The organism is Cellulomonas sp. Leaf395 (assembly GCF_001424125.1).
GTDB lineage: Bacteria > Actinomycetota > Actinomycetes > Actinomycetales > Cellulomonadaceae > Cellulomonas.
The window spans coordinates 1-18,872 of the sequence record NZ_LMQI01000003.1 but is presented as its reverse complement, the minus strand read 5'-3'; the positions used below and the strand labels follow the sequence as shown (position 1 = coordinate 18,872).

Annotated in this window: 13 protein-coding genes, 1 tRNA gene and 2 pseudogenes; 10 read left to right on the top strand and 6 right to left on the bottom strand. The window is 71.9% G+C overall.

Annotated elements, in window-relative coordinates; all coding sequences use genetic code 11:
- Window positions 1-31: 31 nt before the first annotated feature.
- From ASG23_RS07875 to ASG23_RS07865, 3 genes are all read left to right on the top strand, one after another.
- Window positions 32-1,792, top strand: a complete 1,761-nt coding sequence (locus ASG23_RS07875) for a sensor histidine kinase (protein ID WP_056022851.1) — start codon at window positions 32-34, stop codon at window positions 1,790-1,792.
- Window positions 1,789-2,511, top strand: coding sequence for a response regulator transcription factor (locus ASG23_RS07870; protein WP_235520959.1), 723 nt, complete (start codon window positions 1,789-1,791; stop codon window positions 2,509-2,511). Before ASG23_RS07875 ends, ASG23_RS07870 begins: the two co-directional genes overlap by 4 nt.
- A gap of 151 nt (window positions 2,512-2,662) precedes the next feature.
- Window positions 2,663-2,735, top strand: a tRNA-Lys gene (locus ASG23_RS07865).
- 72 nt (window positions 2,736-2,807) lie between these two features.
- On the opposite strand, the gene ASG23_RS07860 is transcribed toward ASG23_RS07865, so the two are convergent.
- Both ASG23_RS07860 and ASG23_RS07855 read right to left on the bottom strand, forming a co-directional pair.
- Window positions 2,808-4,916, bottom strand: coding sequence for a multicopper oxidase family protein (locus ASG23_RS07860; protein WP_082515982.1), 2,109 nt, complete (start codon window positions 4,914-4,916; stop codon window positions 2,808-2,810).
- Between the two features lie 160 nt (window positions 4,917-5,076).
- Window positions 5,077-6,543, bottom strand: a complete 1,467-nt coding sequence (locus tag ASG23_RS07855) for an FAD-dependent monooxygenase (protein ID WP_056022848.1) — start codon at window positions 6,541-6,543, stop codon at window positions 5,077-5,079.
- 88 nt (window positions 6,544-6,631) lie between these two features.
- Here ASG23_RS07855 and ASG23_RS07850 point away from each other — a divergent pair, with 88 nt between their 5' ends.
- The 6 genes from ASG23_RS07850 to ASG23_RS07825 all read left to right on the top strand — a co-directional run bounded on the left by ASG23_RS07850 (window position 6,632) and on the right by ASG23_RS07825 (window position 14,369).
- Window positions 6,632-7,246, top strand: coding sequence for a TetR/AcrR family transcriptional regulator (locus ASG23_RS07850; RefSeq protein WP_056022845.1), 615 nt, complete (start codon window positions 6,632-6,634; stop codon window positions 7,244-7,246).
- 115 nt (window positions 7,247-7,361) lie between these two features.
- Window positions 7,362-7,655 carry a DUF7455 domain-containing protein gene (locus ASG23_RS07845; protein ID WP_327019464.1) on the top strand — a complete coding sequence of 98 codons (294 nt, stop codon included), beginning with the start codon at window positions 7,362-7,364 and terminating at the stop codon, window positions 7,653-7,655.
- A gap of 31 nt (window positions 7,656-7,686) precedes the next feature.
- On the top strand, window positions 7,687-8,256 hold the full coding sequence (locus ASG23_RS07840) for a GNAT family N-acetyltransferase (protein ID WP_056022844.1): 570 nt from the start codon (window positions 7,687-7,689) through the stop codon (window positions 8,254-8,256).
- Complete coding sequence (locus ASG23_RS07835; protein WP_056022840.1) at window positions 8,253-8,816, top strand: YqgE/AlgH family protein; 564 nt, start codon at window positions 8,253-8,255, stop codon at window positions 8,814-8,816. The genes ASG23_RS07840 and ASG23_RS07835 overlap by 4 nt, the downstream gene beginning before the upstream one ends.
- Before the next feature lie 57 nt (window positions 8,817-8,873).
- A complete protein-coding gene (locus tag ASG23_RS07830; protein WP_056022837.1) occupies window positions 8,874-9,821 on the top strand; it encodes a DUF808 domain-containing protein in 948 nt (315 codons plus the stop codon).
- A gap of 144 nt (window positions 9,822-9,965) precedes the next feature.
- Window positions 9,966-14,369: an OmpL47-type beta-barrel domain-containing protein gene (locus ASG23_RS07825; RefSeq protein WP_157465584.1), complete on the top strand. Its 4,404-nt coding sequence runs from the start codon at window positions 9,966-9,968 to the stop codon at window positions 14,367-14,369.
- Between the two features lie 46 nt (window positions 14,370-14,415).
- Here the strand turns inward: ASG23_RS07825 and ASG23_RS07820 are convergent, their stop codons facing one another.
- Window positions 14,416-15,336 (bottom strand): aldose 1-epimerase family protein, encoded by a 921-nt coding sequence (locus tag ASG23_RS07820; protein WP_056022835.1) that lies wholly within the window; start codon window positions 15,334-15,336, stop codon window positions 14,416-14,418.
- Window positions 15,337-15,441: 105 nt separating this feature from the next.
- Here ASG23_RS07820 and ASG23_RS19495 point away from each other — a divergent pair, with 105 nt between their 5' ends.
- On the top strand, window positions 15,442-16,671 hold the full coding sequence (locus ASG23_RS19495; protein WP_162242678.1) for a cation:proton antiporter: 1,230 nt from the start codon (window positions 15,442-15,444) through the stop codon (window positions 16,669-16,671).
- Here the strand turns inward: ASG23_RS19495 and ASG23_RS19840 are convergent.
- The 3 genes and pseudogenes from ASG23_RS19840 to ASG23_RS20880 form a co-directional block, all read right to left on the bottom strand.
- The gene (locus ASG23_RS19840; protein WP_056022829.1) at window positions 16,557-17,708 is read right to left on the bottom strand and encodes a hypothetical protein; all 1,152 of its coding nucleotides are present in this window, start codon (window positions 17,706-17,708) and stop codon (window positions 16,557-16,559) included. The genes ASG23_RS19495 and ASG23_RS19840 overlap by 115 nt on opposite strands.
- 26 nt (window positions 17,709-17,734) lie before the next feature.
- Window positions 17,735-18,736 (bottom strand): annotated as a pseudogene (locus ASG23_RS07805) (TIM-barrel domain-containing protein); the annotation flags it as partial.
- A 61-nt stretch (window positions 18,737-18,797) separates the two neighbouring features.
- Window positions 18,798-18,863, bottom strand: a pseudogene (locus ASG23_RS20880) (hypothetical protein); the annotation flags it as partial.
- Window positions 18,864-18,872: the final 9 nt, after the last annotated feature.

Below are 18,872 nucleotides of genomic sequence, written 5' to 3'. Positions count from 1 at the left end.
CGCGGCACAGGTGTCGGAGCACAATGGCGCTGTGGACCGGTGGTCGTCCCGTCCGTTCGCGCTCGTGGCCGTGGCTGCCGCGGCGGTGGTCGGCTTCGTCCCGAGCGTCATCACGGTCGCCCTCAGCGGCCGACCGGCGGTCGCGGGATCCCTTGCCTTCCAGCTCATGCTCGCCCTGGCGGGATCCCTGCTGTGGGTGAGTCCCGAGTCGCGTGCCCACGGGATCCGTCTTGTTCTCGCTTCGGCACTCGTCGGGCTCGCGAACCTCAGCGACTCCGTGTTCGCGCAGAGCGGCTACTGGAACGAGATCGGATGGGTCCTGCAATGGGCCGCGGTGCCGCTGATCGCGACGGTCCTCCTCGCGTATCCCGCGGCGAGGATCGAGCTCCGCTCCCGTCGGGTCCTCGTCGGGCTGGCGTGGGTGTGGGCGATCGTGCCCTGGACAGTCAATGCCCTCCTGTGGGACGAGGTCGTCGCGGGAGTCGTCGACACCAGGCCGTGGTTCCGGCTGGCGCCGATGAACGACCTCGCCTACGCGGTGTACGAGGTCGGGACCTGGTTCGGTGCTGCACTGGCGGTGTGGTTCGCCGCGGCCCAGGTCAACCGGTGGAGGAGTGCCCACGGGGCGGCGCTGGTGCCGGTGCGGATCGTGTCGGCGGCCGGCGTCGCACTTGCCGTCACGCTCGCGCTGCGAAGCGTCTCACTCACTGTGCTCGTCACCTGGGGCCAGTTCCCGGAGCCGGTCTACGTGGCGCTGTTCTGGGCGCAGAACGCGATCGGGGTGCTGGCCGGCGCCGCCCTCGTCCTGCTCGGCCTCCGCTCCGCGACGCGGCGGGGCGTCGTGGTCGAACGGCTGCTGTCGGCGACCGGCAACCCGCGTGCCGTGCAGGACGTCCTGCGCACGGTGCTCGTCGACCCGACCCTGGTGCTCTCCTTCCACGTCGACGGGGCGTGGGTCCGGGTCGACGGCGACGCGTCGGGCGCCCTGGACCTCGACGGCCGAGTGGTGCGCGTGATCGTCGAGGACGGCGGCCAGCCTGTGGCGCGGGTCGATGCGGACTCCCAGGTCCTCGCGGACCCCGCGGGCCTGCGCGTCACGCTCGCGGCGGCGGCCATGGCCGTCCAGAACACGCGGCTCACCATGGAGCGCGCCGCGCACGTCGCGGAGGTGCAGGCGTCGCGGACGCGGATCGTGGAGGCCGGCGTCGCGCAGCGTCGCGAGCTCGAGCGGGACCTGCACGACGGGGCCCAGCAGAGTCTGCTCGCGGTGGCCGCGACCCTCTCCCGCGCCTCGCTCAGCGAGGACCCTGACGAGATGCGCTCCGTCATCTCCGACGCCCGTGGCCAGCTGGCATCGGCGCTCGACGAGCTCCGCCGGCTGGCCCGAGGGATCCACCCCGCGGCGTTGAGCCAGGGCGGGCTCGCGGGCGGGCTCGCATCGCTGGCCGCAGGGATCCCGGGTCTCGACGTGCACCTCGGGGACACGGTCGCGGGGACGCCTCTGCCCGCCGCCGTGGAGTCGACGGCGTACTACGTGATCGCGGAGTCGGTGACCAACGCGGTGAAGCACGGCGGCGACTGCACCGTCGCGGTGGACGTCGACGTCGCCGGTCCCGAGCTCCTGGTGACCGTCGCCGACGACGGCCCCGGCGGCGCGCGGGTCGCGCCGGGTGGCGGGCTGGCCGGTCTGCTCGACCGCGTCCGAGCGCTCGGCGGCAGTCTCGAGGTCCGCAGCCCGGCCGACGCCGGGACGCGGGTTCGCGCAGTCCTCCCGTTGGCGCCGGCCACGTGACCGGGCCGACGCCGCTGCGGGTCGTCCTGTGCGACGACTCCGGGATCTTCCGCGAGGGTCTCCGTCTGCTGCTGGAGAGTGCCGGCGTCACCGTCGCCGCGGCCGTCGCCGACGTGCCGGCGCTCCGCGAAGCCGTCGCCGACGCGCAGCCCGACGTCGCGCTCGTCGACGTCCGGCTCCCTCCGACCCACTCGGACGAGGGCATCCGAGCGGCGGTCGACCTGCGCCGCGCCCACCCGGCGCTCGGGGTGCTCGTGCTGTCGACGTACGTGGACGCCCGATGGGCTCTCACGCTCCTGGACGCAGTCACGGACAGGGTCGGGTACCTGCTGAAGGACCGTGTGGACGACGTCGCGGGGCTGGTGGCGGCACTCGTCCGGGTAGCGGGCGGCGGCGTGGCGCTGGACCCCGAGGTGGTCTCGTCCCTCGTCGCCGCGCGGCGTCGGGCGGCACCGCTCGACGGACTCACGGACCGCGAGCTCGACGTCCTGGCGGCGATGGCGCAAGGGCTGTCGAACGCGGGCATCGCCGAGGCGCTCGTCGTCTCGGTCAAGACCGTCGAGTCGCACGTCGCCGCGGTGTTCCGGGCGCTCCGGCTGGACGAGGCCGCCAGCGACAACCGGCGCGTCAAGGCGGCGCTCGTCTACCTCGGGGCCGAGCCGGACCCCCAGCTGCGGCGGAAGCTCGGGAGCGACCGAGGCAGCCACCAGCAGCCCTGACGGCCCACCCGAAGGCACACGTGACGAACGCTCGGGCGCCCCGGGCACGTGGTGTCGTAGGGTCTCTGGCGAAGGTGATGGGGCATCCGGGACGGCCTGAACTGCACGCCGGCTGGCCGGAGGGTTCTCCGAGCTGTTGCACCCCTCCACCGGGCCTCTAGCTCAATTGGCAGAGCAGCGGACTTTTAATCCGCGGGTTGTGGGTTCGATCCCCACGGGGCCCACCTGACCAGGATTTTTTCCCCGTCGCGACCCCGGAGTCACTTCCAGAGTCACTGGGATGCTCTCGACCATCGCTAGGCCGGAGGGTGCCCCGGCTGTCCCGGCTGCTCCGGGCCGATGCGATACGGCCGCATCATCTCGTTGTCCTCGTGCTCGACGATGTGGCAGTGCCAGACGAACTGGCCGCCGCGGTCGAACCGCATGCGGATCCGGGTCACCTCTCCGGGGTAGGCGATGACCGTGTCCTTCCAGCCGTTCTCACCCGGATCGGGCGGCCGGGCCCCGCCTGCGGGGGCGATGTGGTGCGTCGCCTCGTCGATCACCACCGGCTCCCGGTCCGCGACCTGGAAGACGACCTCGTGGACGTGGATCGGGTGAGCGTCCGCGGTTGAGTTGTAGATCTCCCAGGTCTCCGCCGCGCCCACGGCCGGGTTCTCGGTGACCGGGTCGCTCCACATGGACGTGGACCACGTGCCTGTGGCGTCCACGGTGCCCAGCAGCGCGGCGATGGGTGGGGGGTCCTCCGCGAGCTCGGGAGCCATGGACATCTCCTCGACCAGCGCGAGTCGTCGGACCGACGTCGTCGGGAGCGGGTCGATCGCGGGGAGCACCAGGAACGCCGGGGGCGTGGTGGCGTCCGGGCTCGTCGCGGGGACCACGACGAGCTGGAGCACCTGACCGGTGGACGCCGGGTTGGCGACATCGAAGTCGTCGTCGGGTTGCCCCCCACCGAAGGGCTCGTCCGGTCCGAGGTTCCTGATGATGTGGGAGCCGACAGGCACGTGCGTGAGGTCGAGGATCACGTCCGCGCGCTCGGCCGGGGCCAGGAGCAGTCGGCCACCGTGGGCGGCAGTGAGGTTCACCGGCGCGGCGAGCAGTCCACCCTCGGTTCCGATCTGCCACGCCTCCGCACCCGGGAGGCCGAGGTCGAGGATGAGGAATCGCGAGTTGCAGCCGTTGAGCAGACGGAACCGGTATCGGCGCTGCTCGACGGTGTGCGTCGGCCAGGTGTGGCCGTTGACCATGATCGTGTTGCCGAAGAACTCGGGGTTCCAGATCGGCGAGACGTCACCCTCGGGCAGGTACGGGCCCACGGTGCCGTCGAAGAACTCGCGGGAGTCGGGATAGAAGAGCGACCCGTCGGAGAGGAACGAGCGGTCCTGGATCGCGAGCGGGATCTCCCGGTACCGCTTGCTGCTGGGGAACCCGTCCCCCTCCTTGGGTGCGGGCCCAGGCAGCACCGCGGGCTGTCCTGTCCGCGAGTCGATCACCGCGTCGTCCCCGTGTGGCCCGCCCCGCAGCAGGTAGAAGCCTGCGGGTCCGGCGTAGACGTTCGCGCGCGTCATCCCCAGGGTGTGGTCGTGGTACCAGAGCGTCGAGGCGCGCTGGTCGTCCGGGTAGTGGAAGGTCGCGCCACCGGCGGGCCAGGACACGCCGTGCGCCGCCTCGGCCTTCGATCGGAAGAACGCGTACCAGGTCCCGTCGTGCGCGTGGCCCACGGGGACGTCCACGGCGTCGGGCAGGTACCAGGCCTCCGGGTAGCCGTCGCTCTCGTCGCCGACGCCGACGGCGCCGTGGACGTGCGTCACGACGGGCACCGGGCCTCGGTAGGGCCCCGGCGTCGCGGCGAACACGGGCCGGCTGTCACGGTCGGTGGTGCCGCCGGGCGGGTTCGCCCAGTGCAGCGTCGGGTCGACGGGCAGGAGGTGCGGCAGGAAGCGGCCGTCGGCGTCGACGAGCTCGTTGCGCCAGGTGACGCGGACCGGTCGCCGCCACTTGGCCTCGATCGTCGCGCTGGGGGCGTGGAAGAGCAGGGTGGCCTTGTCCGAGCGGGCCGATGTCGGCCCGTAGGCCCACAGCGTGGTCGGGGGGAGAGGCGCGGGCAGCACCTGCTGGCTGATCTGACGGACCGCGATGTCGTACAGGTCGGCGTTCTTGCCTCCGCGCAGCGTCGTGCTGCCGGCGGTCGGCATCACCGGCGGGACGACGAGAGGTGTCACCCACTTCGGCACCGACAGTGCGTCGAGGAAGCCGGCGGCGGCCTCGCCGGCCGCGGCCTCGAGCACCCAGGGCCTGCCGCCGAGAACCCCGACGAAGTAGAGGCCGAAGGCTGCACCGCCAGCCTTGAGGACGGTCCGTCGTGTGACGCCGGCTGGTGTCCGCGACGTGGTGATGTCACTCATGTCGACTCCTCGTCGAGCCCGTTGCCTGGACGCTACACCCGGCGTCGCGAGCCTCACCTAGGGCCTTTTGTCCCGATATGGCCATGTGCCACGAGCATGGCTGAGTCCAGGAAAGGCCCGGGACCTGCGCGCCCGCAGGTCACGGGCCTTTCCAGCCGGGTCAGGCCGCTTCGCTCCGTCCGTCGCGCGTCCGGCCCGGGTCCAGGTCGAACAAGACCGCGCGGACTGCGAGTCCGAGCGCAGACGCCGCCGGCGCTGCCGCCCACCGGGTTGTCGGGCGCCCGTCCGGCCGCACCAGGACCGCGCCGGACGCACCGATCCCCAGCACGCCGGCGGTGGAGGCGTCGACCGTGCGCGCCTCGACCGGCACCGCGCCGTCGTGCCGGAGCCCCATCGCCTGGTCGACCCAGGACGCGCCCTGCGGACCGGCCAGCAGGGTCAGGCCGGAACCGAGCAGGTCGAGCGTCGAGCGGCCATCCGGCAACCAGGCGTGCGGGATGCGGTCGGCGAGCTCGTCCAGGTAGTCCGCCGAGACGTCGCGCCGCGCCGCGCCGACGGCGGACCGCTCCACGTTCCGCAGGCCGACGGGGTACCGCTCGGTCTCGTACGAGTCGAGCAGGCTCTCGTCGGCCCAGCCCTTGAGCACCCAGCCGAGCTTCCAGCCGAGGTCGTACCCGTCGTGGATGGCCGTGTTCATGCCGGCTGCGCCACGCGGGGTCATGCGGTGCGCGGCGTCTCCGACGAGGAAGAGCCGGCGGTCGCGGTACGTGTCGGCGATCAGCGCGGTGAACGTGAAGTCTCCGGTCCAGACGATGTCCACCGGCAGGTCGGGCGCGCCGGCGGCGGCCCGGACGAGCTCGACGAGGCGCTCGCGCGGGTAGTCGTCGAGAGACTCGGACGCCGGGTCCCAGGTCATCGAGAACACCCACCGGTCGGTCCGGTCGGTCGGCAGCATGACCCAGGGCGGCCCGGGGCGGACGAGCATGTGGAGCCCGTGTCGGGGCTCGCCGAGCAGGTCGGCGACCGGACCTCGGAAGACCACGGCGAGGTACGCACCGACGTCGCCGGGACCGGTCATCCCGATGTCTGCCGCCCGTCGGACGGCGCTGCGCGCGCCGTCGGCACCGATGACGTACCGGGCGTAAACGGTCTCGACGCCGGTGGCGGTGCGGACGTCGGCGCGAACACCGTCGTCGTCCTGTTCGACGGCGACGACCTCGGCGCCGAAGCGCACGTCGGTGCCAGTGAGTGACTGCAGGTGACGCAGCAGCACGGGCTCGAGGTGGTCCTGGGGCGCGATGGCCGGCGTGGTGGGGCTCAGCTCGGCCGCCTGTGCCGGGTTGGGGAAGCCCGTCGGGACCGTCTGACCGGGGGCGGTGAGCGCCGGGCCGATCCAGCCGTCGGTGCCCACGTCGAGCGCGCCGGCCCGGATGTCGTGCTCCAGGCCCCAGGCGCGCAGCAGCTCCATCGTGCGCAGGCTGACCCCGGTGGCCCGCGGGAAGGGGGACAGCGCGGTGCGGCGCTCGACGAGCGTGACATGCGCGCCGGCGCGGCCGAGGGCGATCGCTGCGGTCAGGCCGGCAGGCCCGGCCCCCACGACGAGGACGTCGGTGCGGGTGATGGTCATGGCTCCTTCTTTCATCGGACACTCTGTCTTTCACAAGACAGAGTGTCTTTCACCGGACATCCTGTCAAGCGAAATGTAGGGTGAGGTCATGCCGACGCGCAGGTACACCCAGCAGGCCCGGGCGCAAGCCGCCGACGAGACCCGGCAACAGATCCTGGAGGCGACTCGCGAACGCCTGCGGGCTGCACCGACGGAGCCGCTCAGCGTCGAGCGCGTGGCACAGGACGCCGGCGTGGCCCGCTCGACCGTGTACCTCGTGTTCGGCTCCAGGGCCGGGCTGTTCGAGGCGCTGGGCCGCGACCTGCTCGACCGCACGGGGTTCCGGCGGATCGCCGACGCGGTCGCACTGCCCGACGCGCGGGACGCCGTGACGCAGGCGCTGCGGGCGGCGGCCGGTGTGTATGCCGCCGAACGGGACGTCGCCCGCACGATCTACTCGATGTGGACCCTGGACCCGGACGCGCTCCGCGGGGCGTTCGAGACGGTCGAGCGTGGTCGGGCCGAGGGGCAGGAGCGACTTGCCGAGCGACTGCACGACGAGGGTCGACTCCGAGCCGGGGTCAGTGTCGAGGAGGCCGCCGACGTCCTGTGGATCGTCAGCAGCTTCGAGACGTTCGACCAGCTGTACACAGGCAGAGGGCTCGACGTGGACGCCGTCGCCGCCCGGCTCGCGATGATGGCCCAGCAGGCCCTGTGGGCGTGACGACCTGACCGGACGGCCAGGACGGCCTCCTGACGACTCCTCGAGTCCTCAGCAGGGCAGTTCCCCGCTGAGCGAACACCCCGACGGAATGGTCGGCACGCAACCGATGGTTCGGATGAGCAGCACAGCGGAGCTCGCCCTGCGAGCACCGCCCGCCGACCCAGACGAGGTATCCGACATGACCGCTCTCACGCTCGACACCCTCGCCCCCGAGCTCACCCGGCAGGACCGGTGCGACCGCTGCGGCGCGCAGGCGTTCGTCAAGGCGACCATCCCCACGGCCGACGGGATGGAGCTGCTCTTCTGTGGGCACCACTTCCGCGCCCACGAGCTCAAGCTGGTCGCGGCCGGCGCGACGATCCAGGACGAGCGGCACAGGATCGACGAGCAGGCGGCTGAGCGCGTCTGAGCGCGTCTGAGTCGTTCCGTAGCCTGGGTGGATGGCCATCGAGGTGCTCCCCGCCGTCGGGCGGTACGACGACTTCTTCGAGGTCGTCGGCGTCAAGAAACCCGGCGGCGCCGGCTGCTGGTGCATGGCCTACCGGGACAGCCGGGTGCCCAACGAGGGACGGGCGCAGTACATGCGCGACGAGTGCGCCACCGAGCCGGGTCCGGGCGTGCTGGCGTACGTCGACGGTGAGGTGGCGGGCTGGTGCTCGGTCGCCCCCCGGAGCACGTACCGGCGGCTGATGAGCTCCCGGACCATCCCGTTCGTCGACGACCGCGACGCATGGAGCATCGTGTGCTTCGTGGTCCGGCCGGCGTTCCGTCGCGGCGGGCTGATGCACGAGCTCCTGGAGGGGGCGGTCGCGCACGCCGCCGCGCACGGCGCGGAGGTGGTCGAGGGGTACCCCATCAGCATCGACGGCGGCGACCGGGTCGATGTCATCTCGGGCTACGTGGGGACGAGCCGCCTCTTCGAAGCGGCAGGGTTCTCGCAGGCGTCGGTGACGACGGGGCACAGCGGCGGCCGACCGCGGGTGGTCATGCGGCGGGAGGTGGGCGGATGACCGACGACACGGCTCTGCGCGGCCGGCTCCTCGTCGCGACACCCCGCCTGCGCGAGCCCACGTTCCACCGGACGGTCATCCTGCTGCTCGACCACGGCCCGGACGGCGCGATCGGGGTGGTGCTGAACCGCCCGTCGACGGTGGACGTCGGGGTCGTCCTGCCCGACTGGCAGGAGCACGTGAGCGACCCCCCGAGGCTGTTCCACGGCGGCCCGGTCGGCCTGGACGGTGCGATGGGGGTCGCGGCGCTCCCCCGCGGTGCCGCTTCGTCACCGGAGGTCGAGCTGGTGACGGGCCGGTTCGGCCTGGTCGACCTGGACGCGGACCCGACGTCGGTCGCGCCGCACGTGGGCGGTGTGCGGGTGTTCGCCGGGCACGCGGGGTGGGGTGCCGGGCAGCTGGAGGATGAGCTCGCCGAGCGCGCCTGGTACCTGGTCGACGCGGTCCCGGACGACGTGCTGACGTCGGAACCGGAGCACCTGTGGCGCCGGGTGCTGCGGCGCCAGGGCGGGGACCTGGCGATCGTGTCGACGTTCGCGGAGGACGCCAGCCTGAACTGAGGCGCTCGCTGTGTCAGGATCGCTCGATCACCCGGCGGTACCGACGAGGGAGAACTGATGGCTGGCGGTCTGGCCGCGCTTCTGGACGACATCGCCGCGCTGGCGAAGCTCGCGGCGGCGTCGGTCGACGACGTGGGTGCGGCTGCGGGTCGGGCCAGCGCGAAGGCGGCGGGCGTCGTCATCGACGACACGGCGGTGACCCCGCGCTACGTCCACGGGTTCGAGCCCAAGCGTGAGCTGCCGATCGTCCGCAAGATCGCCGTCGGGTCGCTGCGCAACAAGCTGCTGTTCATCCTCCCGGCGGCTCTGCTGCTCAGTCAGTTCCTGCCGTGGCTGCTGACTCCGATCCTCATGGTCGGCGGGACGTACCTCGCCTACGAGGGCGCGGAGAAGATCTACGAGCTGGTCACCGGTCACGCCAAGGAGCACACCACCACCCCGGCGGCCGCCCAGGGCGAGGACACCGAGAAGTCGATGGTGACCGGAGCGATCCGCACCGACTTCATCCTGTCGGCCGAGATCATGGTGATCGCTCTCAACGAGGTCGCCGACGAGCCGTTCCTGTCCCGCACGATCATCCTGGCGATCGTCGCGCTGGCCATCACTGTGCTCGTGTACGGCGTCGTCGCACTCATCGTGAAGATGGACGACATCGGTCTGCACCTCGCGGAGCGCCGCAACGGTGCGACGGCCGCGATCGGCCGCGGGCTGGTGCGCGCGATGCCGAAGGTCCTCTCCGTCCTGTCGACGGTGGGCATCGTCGCGATGCTGTGGGTCGGCGGGCACATCCTCCTCAACGGTGTGGACGAGCTGGGCTGGCACACGCCGTACGAGCTGCTGCACCACCTCGAGGACGCCGTGCACTCGGTGCCCGGCATCGGCGGATTCCTGGCGTGGCTCGTCGACACGCTCGGCGCGGCGCTGGTCGGGCTCGTGGTCGGCGCCGCGGTCGTGGGCATCATGCACCTGGTCCCGAAGCGCCGGAAGGCCGAGCCCGCGCACTAACTCGGTAAACGTTGTAAATGGCTCTTGCCGGACATTGCCCCCTCCCCTTATGGTCGTCGCAGCCACCGGGATGTTAGCGCTCACATCGGGCGCGACGGAGTCCTGGGACGACGCGCACGACGCCGTGCGCACAGGGAGGCCGCCATGCCCGTCGCACTGTCGCGACAGACCAGCAGGACCCGTCCGCACGGCCGCCGTCTCGGGTTGCGAGCCGTCCTCGCAGCCGCGTTGGTCGTGCCGCTCGGCGCTGCCGTCGCGGGGCCGGCCGGCGCTGCGCCACCCGTGCCCGACGGCGCGTGGACCGACAGCTTCGACTCGGCGACGCTCGACCCCCGCTGGACCGCCGTCAACGACGAGCCGACCGCCCGGTCCCTGACCACCACCCCGGGCGCCCTGACGGTGACGGCCCTGCCCGGCGACACGTGGCAGGGCAACAACTCCGCCCGCAACGTCATGACCCTCGACATCCCTGACGGCGACTTCTCGATCTCCGTGAGCGTGCAGGCTCCGGTCACGAAGACCTTCCAGGGCGCGGGCCTCATCGCCTACCAGGACCTCGACAACTACGTGCGCTCCGGCCTCACGTTCGTCGGCGGGCTCACCCCGTCCGGGATCGCGATCGAGAACGACATCGAGACCGCGGCCATCTTCGCCGCCGACCACTTCGAGGACCGGCCCGGGTCCACCGGCGAGATCCTGCGCCTGACCCGCGCCGGGGACACCCTCACCACCGCTCGCTGGGACGAGCCCACGACGGCGTGGGTCGACGTGAACTCCGTGGAGGTGACGTTCCCCATCGAGCACGTCGGCCTCTACGCGCTCGCCGCGCAGGACGGCACGACGTTCCCGGCCGTGTTCGACGACGTCACTCTGGTGGCCTCGCCCGGCGAGGACGTGGTGCCCGACGGGCCGTTCACGCTGCGCGCACCGGGGACCGCCCCGCACCTGACGACGGACGCCGACGACGCGATCGTCGTCTCGGCGCAGCGGCCGGGCGACGCGTTCGTGCTGGAAGCGACGGAGGTGTCCGGCGGGCTGACGCTCGCGGCCGGTGACCGTTCTGTCGCCGTCCGGCCTGACGGCCACCTCGCACTGGCTGACGACCCGACCATCCTCCGGCTCACAGAGGCCGGCGGCGGCACGCTGCACCTCACCAACGCCGACAGCTCGCAGGCCGTGGGGATCGTCGACGGGGCGCTCGTGCTGGGCGACCCCGGGAATGCCGCCGGGTTCGTGCTCGAACCGTTCACGCGCGCCGAGGGCACGACCATCGCGATCGACGGCGACGGCACCGACGCGGAGATCTCCGACCGGCTGTACGGGATCTTCTACGAGGACATCAACTACGCCGCGGACGGCGGCCTGTACGCCGAGCTGGTGCGCAACCGGTCGTTCGAGTTCAACACCTCCGACAACGCCACCTTCACGGGCCTGACCGGGTGGGACGTGCTCGACCGCAGCGGCGCGGGCACCACGGTCACGGTGGTCGACGACGACGGCCGGCTCAACGCCACGAACCGCAACCGCGCCGTCCTCGTGGCGGCCGCGGCGGGCGACGGGCTGCGCAACGCGAGCTACAACGCGGGCGTCGCCGTGCGCGACGGCGCGTCCTACGACGCGAGCGTCTGGGTCCGCACCACCACCCCGCAGGAGCTGACCCTCGCGGTCGAGAGCGCGGACGGTGCGCAGATCCTCGCGTCCGGCACGGTGGGCGTCGACGGCTCGGACACGTGGCGCCAGTACGACGTCACGCTGACCTCGAGCGCCACCACCGACGCCGGCCGGCTGGTCGTGCTCGCCGGTGCCCCGTCCACGGTCCACCTCGACCAGGTGTCCCTGTTCCCCCAGGACACCTGGGTGGGCCCGGTCAACGGGAAGTCCCCGCTGCGCAAGGACCTCGCCGAGAAGATCGCGGCGCTCGACCCGTCCTTCCTCCGCTTCCCCGGCGGCTGCGTCACCAACGTGGGCACGTTCCGCACGTACGAGGAGTCCGGGTACACCGACCGGCGCCGCACGTACCAGTGGAAGGAGACCATCGGCCCGGTGGAGGAGCGCGCCACCAACTGGAACTTCTGGGGCTACAACCAGTCGTACGGCATCGGCTACCTCGAGTACATGGAGCTCGCCGAGGACCTCGGGTCCATCCCGCTACCGGTGCTGTCCGTCGGCGCCAACGGCTGCGGGAGCACCATCCCCGAGATGACCGACCCGGTGCAGATCGACCGCTGGGTGCAGGACACGCTCGACCTCATCGAGTTCACCACCGGCGACGCGTCCACCACGTGGGGCGCCAAGCGCGCCGAGCTGGGACACCCGGAGCCGTTCGAGCTGCCGTACATCGGGCTCGGCAACGAGGAGAACACGACGACGTTCGAGGCCAACTTCCCGGAGTTCCGGGACGCGATCGTGGCCGCGTACCCCGACATCAAGATCATCTCGAACTCCGGCCCGGACGACACCGGCGCACGCTTCGACGCCCTGTGGGAGTTCAACCGTGAGCAGGACGTGGACCTGGTCGACGAGCACTACTACAACGACCCGAGCTGGTTCCTGACCAACACGGAGCGCTACGACTCCTACGACCGTGAAGGGCCGCACGTGTTCCTCGGCGAGTACGCCTCGCGCGGCAACACGTGGTGGAACGGTCTGACCGAGGCCGCGTACATGACGGGCCTGGAGCGCAACGGCGACCTGGTCGAGCTGGCGTCCTACGCTCCGCTGCTGGCCAACGAGTCCTACGTGCAGTGGTCGCCGGACGCCATCTGGTTCGACAACGACGAGTCCTGGAACAGCGCCAACTACTGGGTCCAGCACCTGTTCTCGAACAACGTCGGCGACGAGGTGGTGCCGAGCACGCTGACCACCCCGTCGGTCGAGCCGAAGCCGCTGGACGGCGGCGTGTTCCTGTCCACCTGGGCCACCTCGGCCGCGTACGACAACGTCCGCGTGACCGAGAACGACGGCGGTGAGGTCCTGTTCGAGGACACCTTCACCGACGCCTCCGCGTGGTCGCCGCAGACGGGCGCCTGGTCGGTGGTGGACGGCGAGTACGTGCAGTCCAGCACCACCGTCACCGACGCCCGCAGCATCCCCACGGGGACCTACGAGCAGGACTGGAGCAACTACACGCTCGAGCTCGACGCCCGCAAGACGGCGGGGTCCGAGGGCTTCCTCGTCGGCTTCGCGGCGGGCGGTCCGAGCGACTACTTCTGGTGGAACCTGGGCGGCTGGAACAACACCCGCCAGGCGCTGCAGAAGGCAGACGGCGGCGGTGCCGGTGAGGTGAAGGCGGTCGAGGGCCACAGCATCGCGACCGACCAGACGTACCGGGTCAAGGTCGTGGTCGAGGACCGGCACATCGAGCTGTACCTCGACGGGGTGCTGCAGATGTCCTATGACGACCCGGCGCCCGCCGCGGACGTCTTCCAGGTGGTCACCCGCGACGAGGACAGCGGCGACATCGTCGCCAAGGTCGTCAACGTCTCGGCCGTCACGCAGCGCACGCAGGTCGAGGTGTCCGACGTCGAGATCGCCGCGACGGGCTCCGTCACGGAGATCGTCGCGCCGCCGGGGGCGGCCAACACCAAGACCGCACCGAGCACGGTCGAGCCGGTCACGCGTGAGCTCAGCGGCCTGTCGTCGTCGTTCACGTACGACCTGCCGCCGTACTCGGTCACGTTCCTGACCCTGCACACCGTGCCGAAGGACACGACGGCGCCGACGGTCGACTCGCTCCTGGTCTCCCCCGAGCCCGTGGGTGACTGGCGTGCGGCCCCGGCGACCGTCGTGGCCACCGCGACCGACGACCGCGCGGTCACGACGCTCGAGACGTCCGTCGACGGCGGCGCGTGGACGGCGTCCGAGGACCCGGCGACCGTGTCCGTGCAGGTCTACGACCACGGCGAGCACACCGTCGCGGTCCGCGCCACGGACGCGGCCGGCAACGTCTCCGAGGACCGGTCGGTCACCTTCCGGCTGGACGCGATCGCGCCGACCTCGTCGGCGAGCGTGGACACGCAGCGGCGGGTCACGCTCACCGCGACCGACGAGGGCTCGGGGGTCGACCGGATCGAGTACCGGGTCGGTGCCGGGGCCTGGACCACCTACACCGCTCCGGTGCAGATCGGTGCGGAGGGCGGCACGGTCGACCATCGGGCCGTCGACAAGGTCGGGAACGTGGGCGCGACCACGAGCACGGCCGTCCCGGCAGCGGACGCGGCCCGCTCGACGACGTCGGTCCGGATCGAGCCGCGCCCCGTGCGAACCGCCACGCAGGCGACGGTCGTCGCATCGGTCCGGGTCACCCAGGGCGGTGCCGCACCGACCGGCGAGGTGACCACGACGGTGCGCACGGCTGCGCCGCACGGGGACGGCACGATCGTCGCGCAGGTCACCGGCACGCTGACGCCGGGCTCGCAGAAGGAGTCGGTCGCCCGGCTCGAGCTGCCGCGCCTGCCCGTCGGGAAGTACGTGATCGAGACGACGTACGCGGGCTCACCGACCGTCGGGGCGTCGACCGCCCACAGGACGCTGGTCGTCCTGGAATGACGGGCGGGGGCGGCCGGACCCCTCCGCCGGCCGCCCCCGTCGCACGTCAGAGTGCAGCCAGCCCCCATGTGCCCGTCCAGGACTCCCCAGGCTCGAGCGTGATGACGTCCGCGCCGGACCGGAACGCGTGAGGCGGGCAGGTCATCGGCTCGACCGCCAGGGACTGCCGTTGCCGCTCGACCGGGAGGACGCCGTCGGCAGAGTAGACCATCACGTACCCGAAGGACTCGTCGACCCAGAGGCGCACGCCCTGAGCGCTGCCCGGGTCGGTGAGGTGGACGACGGCACGCCCGTCGGCGCCGCGCCCGAGGTCGCCGAACGCCGTGTCCAGCACGGTCGGCCCGACCGCGCGGGGGGTTCGGAAGTCGAGCGGTGTGCCCGTCACGTCGACCGGCACGGGTCGCTCGTCCCGGTCGGCCGGGACCGGCGAGTGGTTCCCGGCGGGCACCAGCAGCTCGAGCCCGTCGACGGGAGCGCCCAGGCCGAGGTACGGGTGGAACCCCATGCCGAACGGGGCCGGCTCGGCGCCCGTGTTGGTCGCCGACGACGCGACCGTGAGTCCGCCCTGGTCGAGGTGGTACCCGACCTGCAGGGTGAGCTCCCACGAGTACCCGGGCTGCGGTCGCAGCACGCAGGCGAGCACGACGTCGTGCTCGGTGAAGGACACCTCGGTCCAGTCCAGCCAGCGCACCATGCCGTGGATGGCGTTGCCGCGTTCCGGCTCGTCCAGCGCGACCTGGCACGTGCGACCCCCGAACGTGTACCGCCCGTCCGCGATCCGGTTCGGGAACGGCGCGAGCACCTGCCCCCGCCCGTCGGGTGCGCGCTCGTCCTCCTCGAAACCGTCGAGCACCGCGCGGCCGTCGAGCGTGCACTGCCGCAGGCCGGCGCCGACCTGCGTGACGACCGCCTCGTGGTCGCCCGCCATGATGCGGTACTGCCGCCCGGACGGTGGGGTGCCGCTCATGCCGCCTCCTCCTGTGCGCGTTCAGGCCCCTGATCAGGCCACCCGTCAACGTAGCCGACGACGAACCGACGACTGGGCGGGCCCTCGCCCGACACAATGTCGGTCATGGAGCTCGGGTTCGCCGCCGGCATCGCCGCGATCGTCCTGCTCGGCGTGCTGGGACAGCTCCTGGGCCATGCGGCGCGCGTCCCGTCGATCATCGTGCTGCTGGTGCTCGGGCTGCTGGCCGGACCGGTCCTCGGCTGGGTGGACCCGGACGCGCTCCTGGGCGACGCCCTGTTCCCGCTGGTGTCGATGGCCGTCGGGCTGCTGCTGTTCGAGGAGTCCCTCAAGCTCGACTTCTCCCGCCTGCACGGCGGAGCGCGACGACCCGTGCTCGGGCTGGTCACGACCGGCGCCGTCGTCACGGGCATCTGCACGACGCTGCTCGCGCAGTGGGTCTTCGACCTGCCCCTCAGCCGGGCGGCGGTCATCGGGGCGATCCTCATCGTCTCCGGACCCACGGTCGTCGGTCCGCTGCTCGCGGTGATCCGGCCGAAGCAGCCGCTGGAGTCGGTCCTGGCGTTCGAGGGGATCTTCATCGACCCGATCGGCGCGACCGTCGCGCTGAGCATGGTCCACCTCGCGCTGCACAGCAGCGGGGTCGGGCTCGGCACCACGGCCGTCGTGGGCATCCTCACCGGTCTCGTGGCGGCCGCGGCGTACTTGGCGGTCGTCCGATTCGGGCGTGCCCCGGCGGCCACCCACGTCGCGCTCGGGGTCGCGGTCGCGCTCGCGGCGTTCGCGGTCGCGGAGTCCGTCGGCGAGGAGTCGGGTCTGTGGGCGACGACGGCTCTGGGTGTCGCGCTCGCCAACCAGCCGTGGGTGCGACTGGAGGCGCTGCACGAGTTCGGCAGCCATGTGGGGATGCTCCTGATCGGCTCGCTGTTCATCGTCCTGTCGGCCCGGATCGACCTCGACGCCCTCGTCCGGTACCTGCCGGCGACGCTCGTCCTACTCGCGTTCCTGGTGCTCGGCGTCCGCCCGCTCGCGGCCGGCCTCGCCACGGTGCGCACGGTGCTGTCCCGGCGGGAGCGCGCGATGGTCGCCTGGATGGCCCCCCGCGGCATCGTCGCGGCGTCCACGGCGAGCGTCTTCGCGTTGCAGTTCGAGGACGCCGGGAAGCCGTTCCCGGCGCTCGTCCCGATCGTCTTCGGCGTGGTCTTGTTCACGGCGATCGTCTACGGGAGCACGGGTCCCCTGGTGGCACGCCTGCTGGGCGTCCGGGCCACCGAGCTCGAGCCGATCGACGACGACGGCGTCCCCAGCTCGCACGCCTCGCGGCGGGCGGAGTAGCGGTCGTAGAGCGTCACGATGAGCGCCACGACGTAGGCGAACAGGAGCACGTCGCCCGCCGACACCTGCCCGCGCTGCCCGGTGGCGAACACCGCGAAGACGAGCATCGCGACGATGCTGATGACGGTGTTGGCGGCCACCTGGACGCCGAGCGACCCGCGCCGTCGGCCTCGCCAGAGCGCCAGCCCCGCGTGCACCAGCACGGTCCCCGTGACGACGAGCGCCACCACGGACAGCCGGCCCTCCAGCGACGGGTACGACTCGAACAGGATGAGCGTGACCAGACCGGCCAGGACGACCTTCTCGACGAGATGCCCGACGCCGCTCGGCGCGACGGCGACCGGACCCCGCGGGAGCCAGCCCACGCGCTCGGCGACGACGTCCGAGTCCAGCGTGAACGGCCAGTCCGCGGGCGGCAGGCCCCGGACCACGCGTCGCCCGACGACGACCAGGACCACCGCGAGGATCGCCAGCACGGCCCAGGTCCACGGATGCTCGTCGACCAGTCGCCGGAACTCGTCGGTGAAGTCCAGCTGGGCGACGTGGATCCACCACTCCTGCGGCAGCTTGATCACCACCCAGATGAGCCCTGCCGTCCAGAGGAACGCGGCCTTGCTCAGGCGCGACGCGTCCCAGCGTGTGCGGACCACCTCGATCGCGATGAAGAAGTACTCGAACGTGTTCGGGAACACCATGAGCAGCCAACGCTCGCCGGTGAGCTCGAACAGGAGCACCCCGACCAGCCGGTAGTACCAGAGGAAGGCCGCCACCCCGACCGCGAACGGGTTGCGCCAGTTCCGCAGCACCGACAGGTAGGCGACCGTCAGGTAGTAGATGTCGAGCGCCTTGTCGTACGACTGGTAGTTCTCGAGCGACAGATCGGTGAACGTGGCGAACACCGTCTGGTCGATCCCGTCGATCACCAGGGCCGCCAGGATGGCCGGCAGCGGGAACCGCGGGATGAACAGCGGCACCACCAGCCGCAGCGTCACGACCAGCACGAACACGGTCCAGTCGAGAGTGCTCGCGTCCGTCATACCGGGCACTGTAGGGCCCGACCCCTTCAGTCGCCCCGAACGTCCAGCGTGACCTCGGTGCGGCCCGTCGGCACCGCGACCCGTTGCGCCACCCGGCCACCTGCGGGCTCGACTGCCACCGACCATGGAGCGCTCGCGCCCCGTGCCTCCACGTGCAGCCGTGCACCCGCCCGCGTCACCACGAAGGTCACCGCCGACCGCGCCCCGACCGCCGGCACGGTGACGACCGACCGGTGACCGTCGGGCAGGTCGAACAGGCGCAGCGTGACGCCGTCGGCCCAGTCATAGTCCGGCCGGTCGGTGCGGGCCCCCTGCGCCAGCACCGTCCCCGGCCGGACGTACAGCGGGACCGAGTCGAAGCCGTGCCGCTCGCGGACCCAGCGCGGTCCGGTGACCCGATCCCCCGTGAGCAGAGACGTCCAGGTGCCCTCCGGCACGTAGACGTCCACGTCGCCCTCGGCGCTGAACACCGGAGCGACCAGCAGGTCGGGCCCGAGCATGTACTGGGTGTCGACGGTGGCCGCGCCCGGGTCGTCCGGGAACTCCAGCACCATCGGCCGCATGACCGGCACCCCCTCCTCGTGCGCCTCCACGCCCGCCGCGGCCAAGTACGGCATGAGCTGGTGCTTCAGCGATGTGAAGCGCCGGGTGACGTCGACGGCTTCCTCGTCGAACGCCCACGGCACCCGGTAGGAGTCCGAGCCGTGCAGGCGGCTGTGCGAGGAGAGCAGCCCGAACGCCAGCCAACGCTTGAACACGGCCGCGTCGGGGGTGCCCTCGAACCCGCCGATGTCGTGGCTCCAGAACCCGAAGCCCGACGMCGCGAGCGACAGCCCGCCGCGCAGCGACTCGGCCATCGAGACGAACGTCGACTCGCAGTCGCCGCCCCAGTGCACCGGGAACTGCTGGCCMCCGGCGGTGGCCGACCGGGCGAACAGCACCGCCTCGCCCTCGCCACGCTCGGCCTCCAGCACGTCGAAGACCGCCCGGTTGTACAGGTGCGTGTAGTAGTTGTGCATCCGCTCGGGGCACCGGGAACTGCTGGCCACCGGCGGTGGCCGACCGGGCGAACAGCACCGCCTCGCCCTCGCCACGCTCGGCCTCCAGCACGTCGAAGACCGCCCGGTTGTACAGGTGCGTGTAGTAGTTGTGCATCCGCTCGGG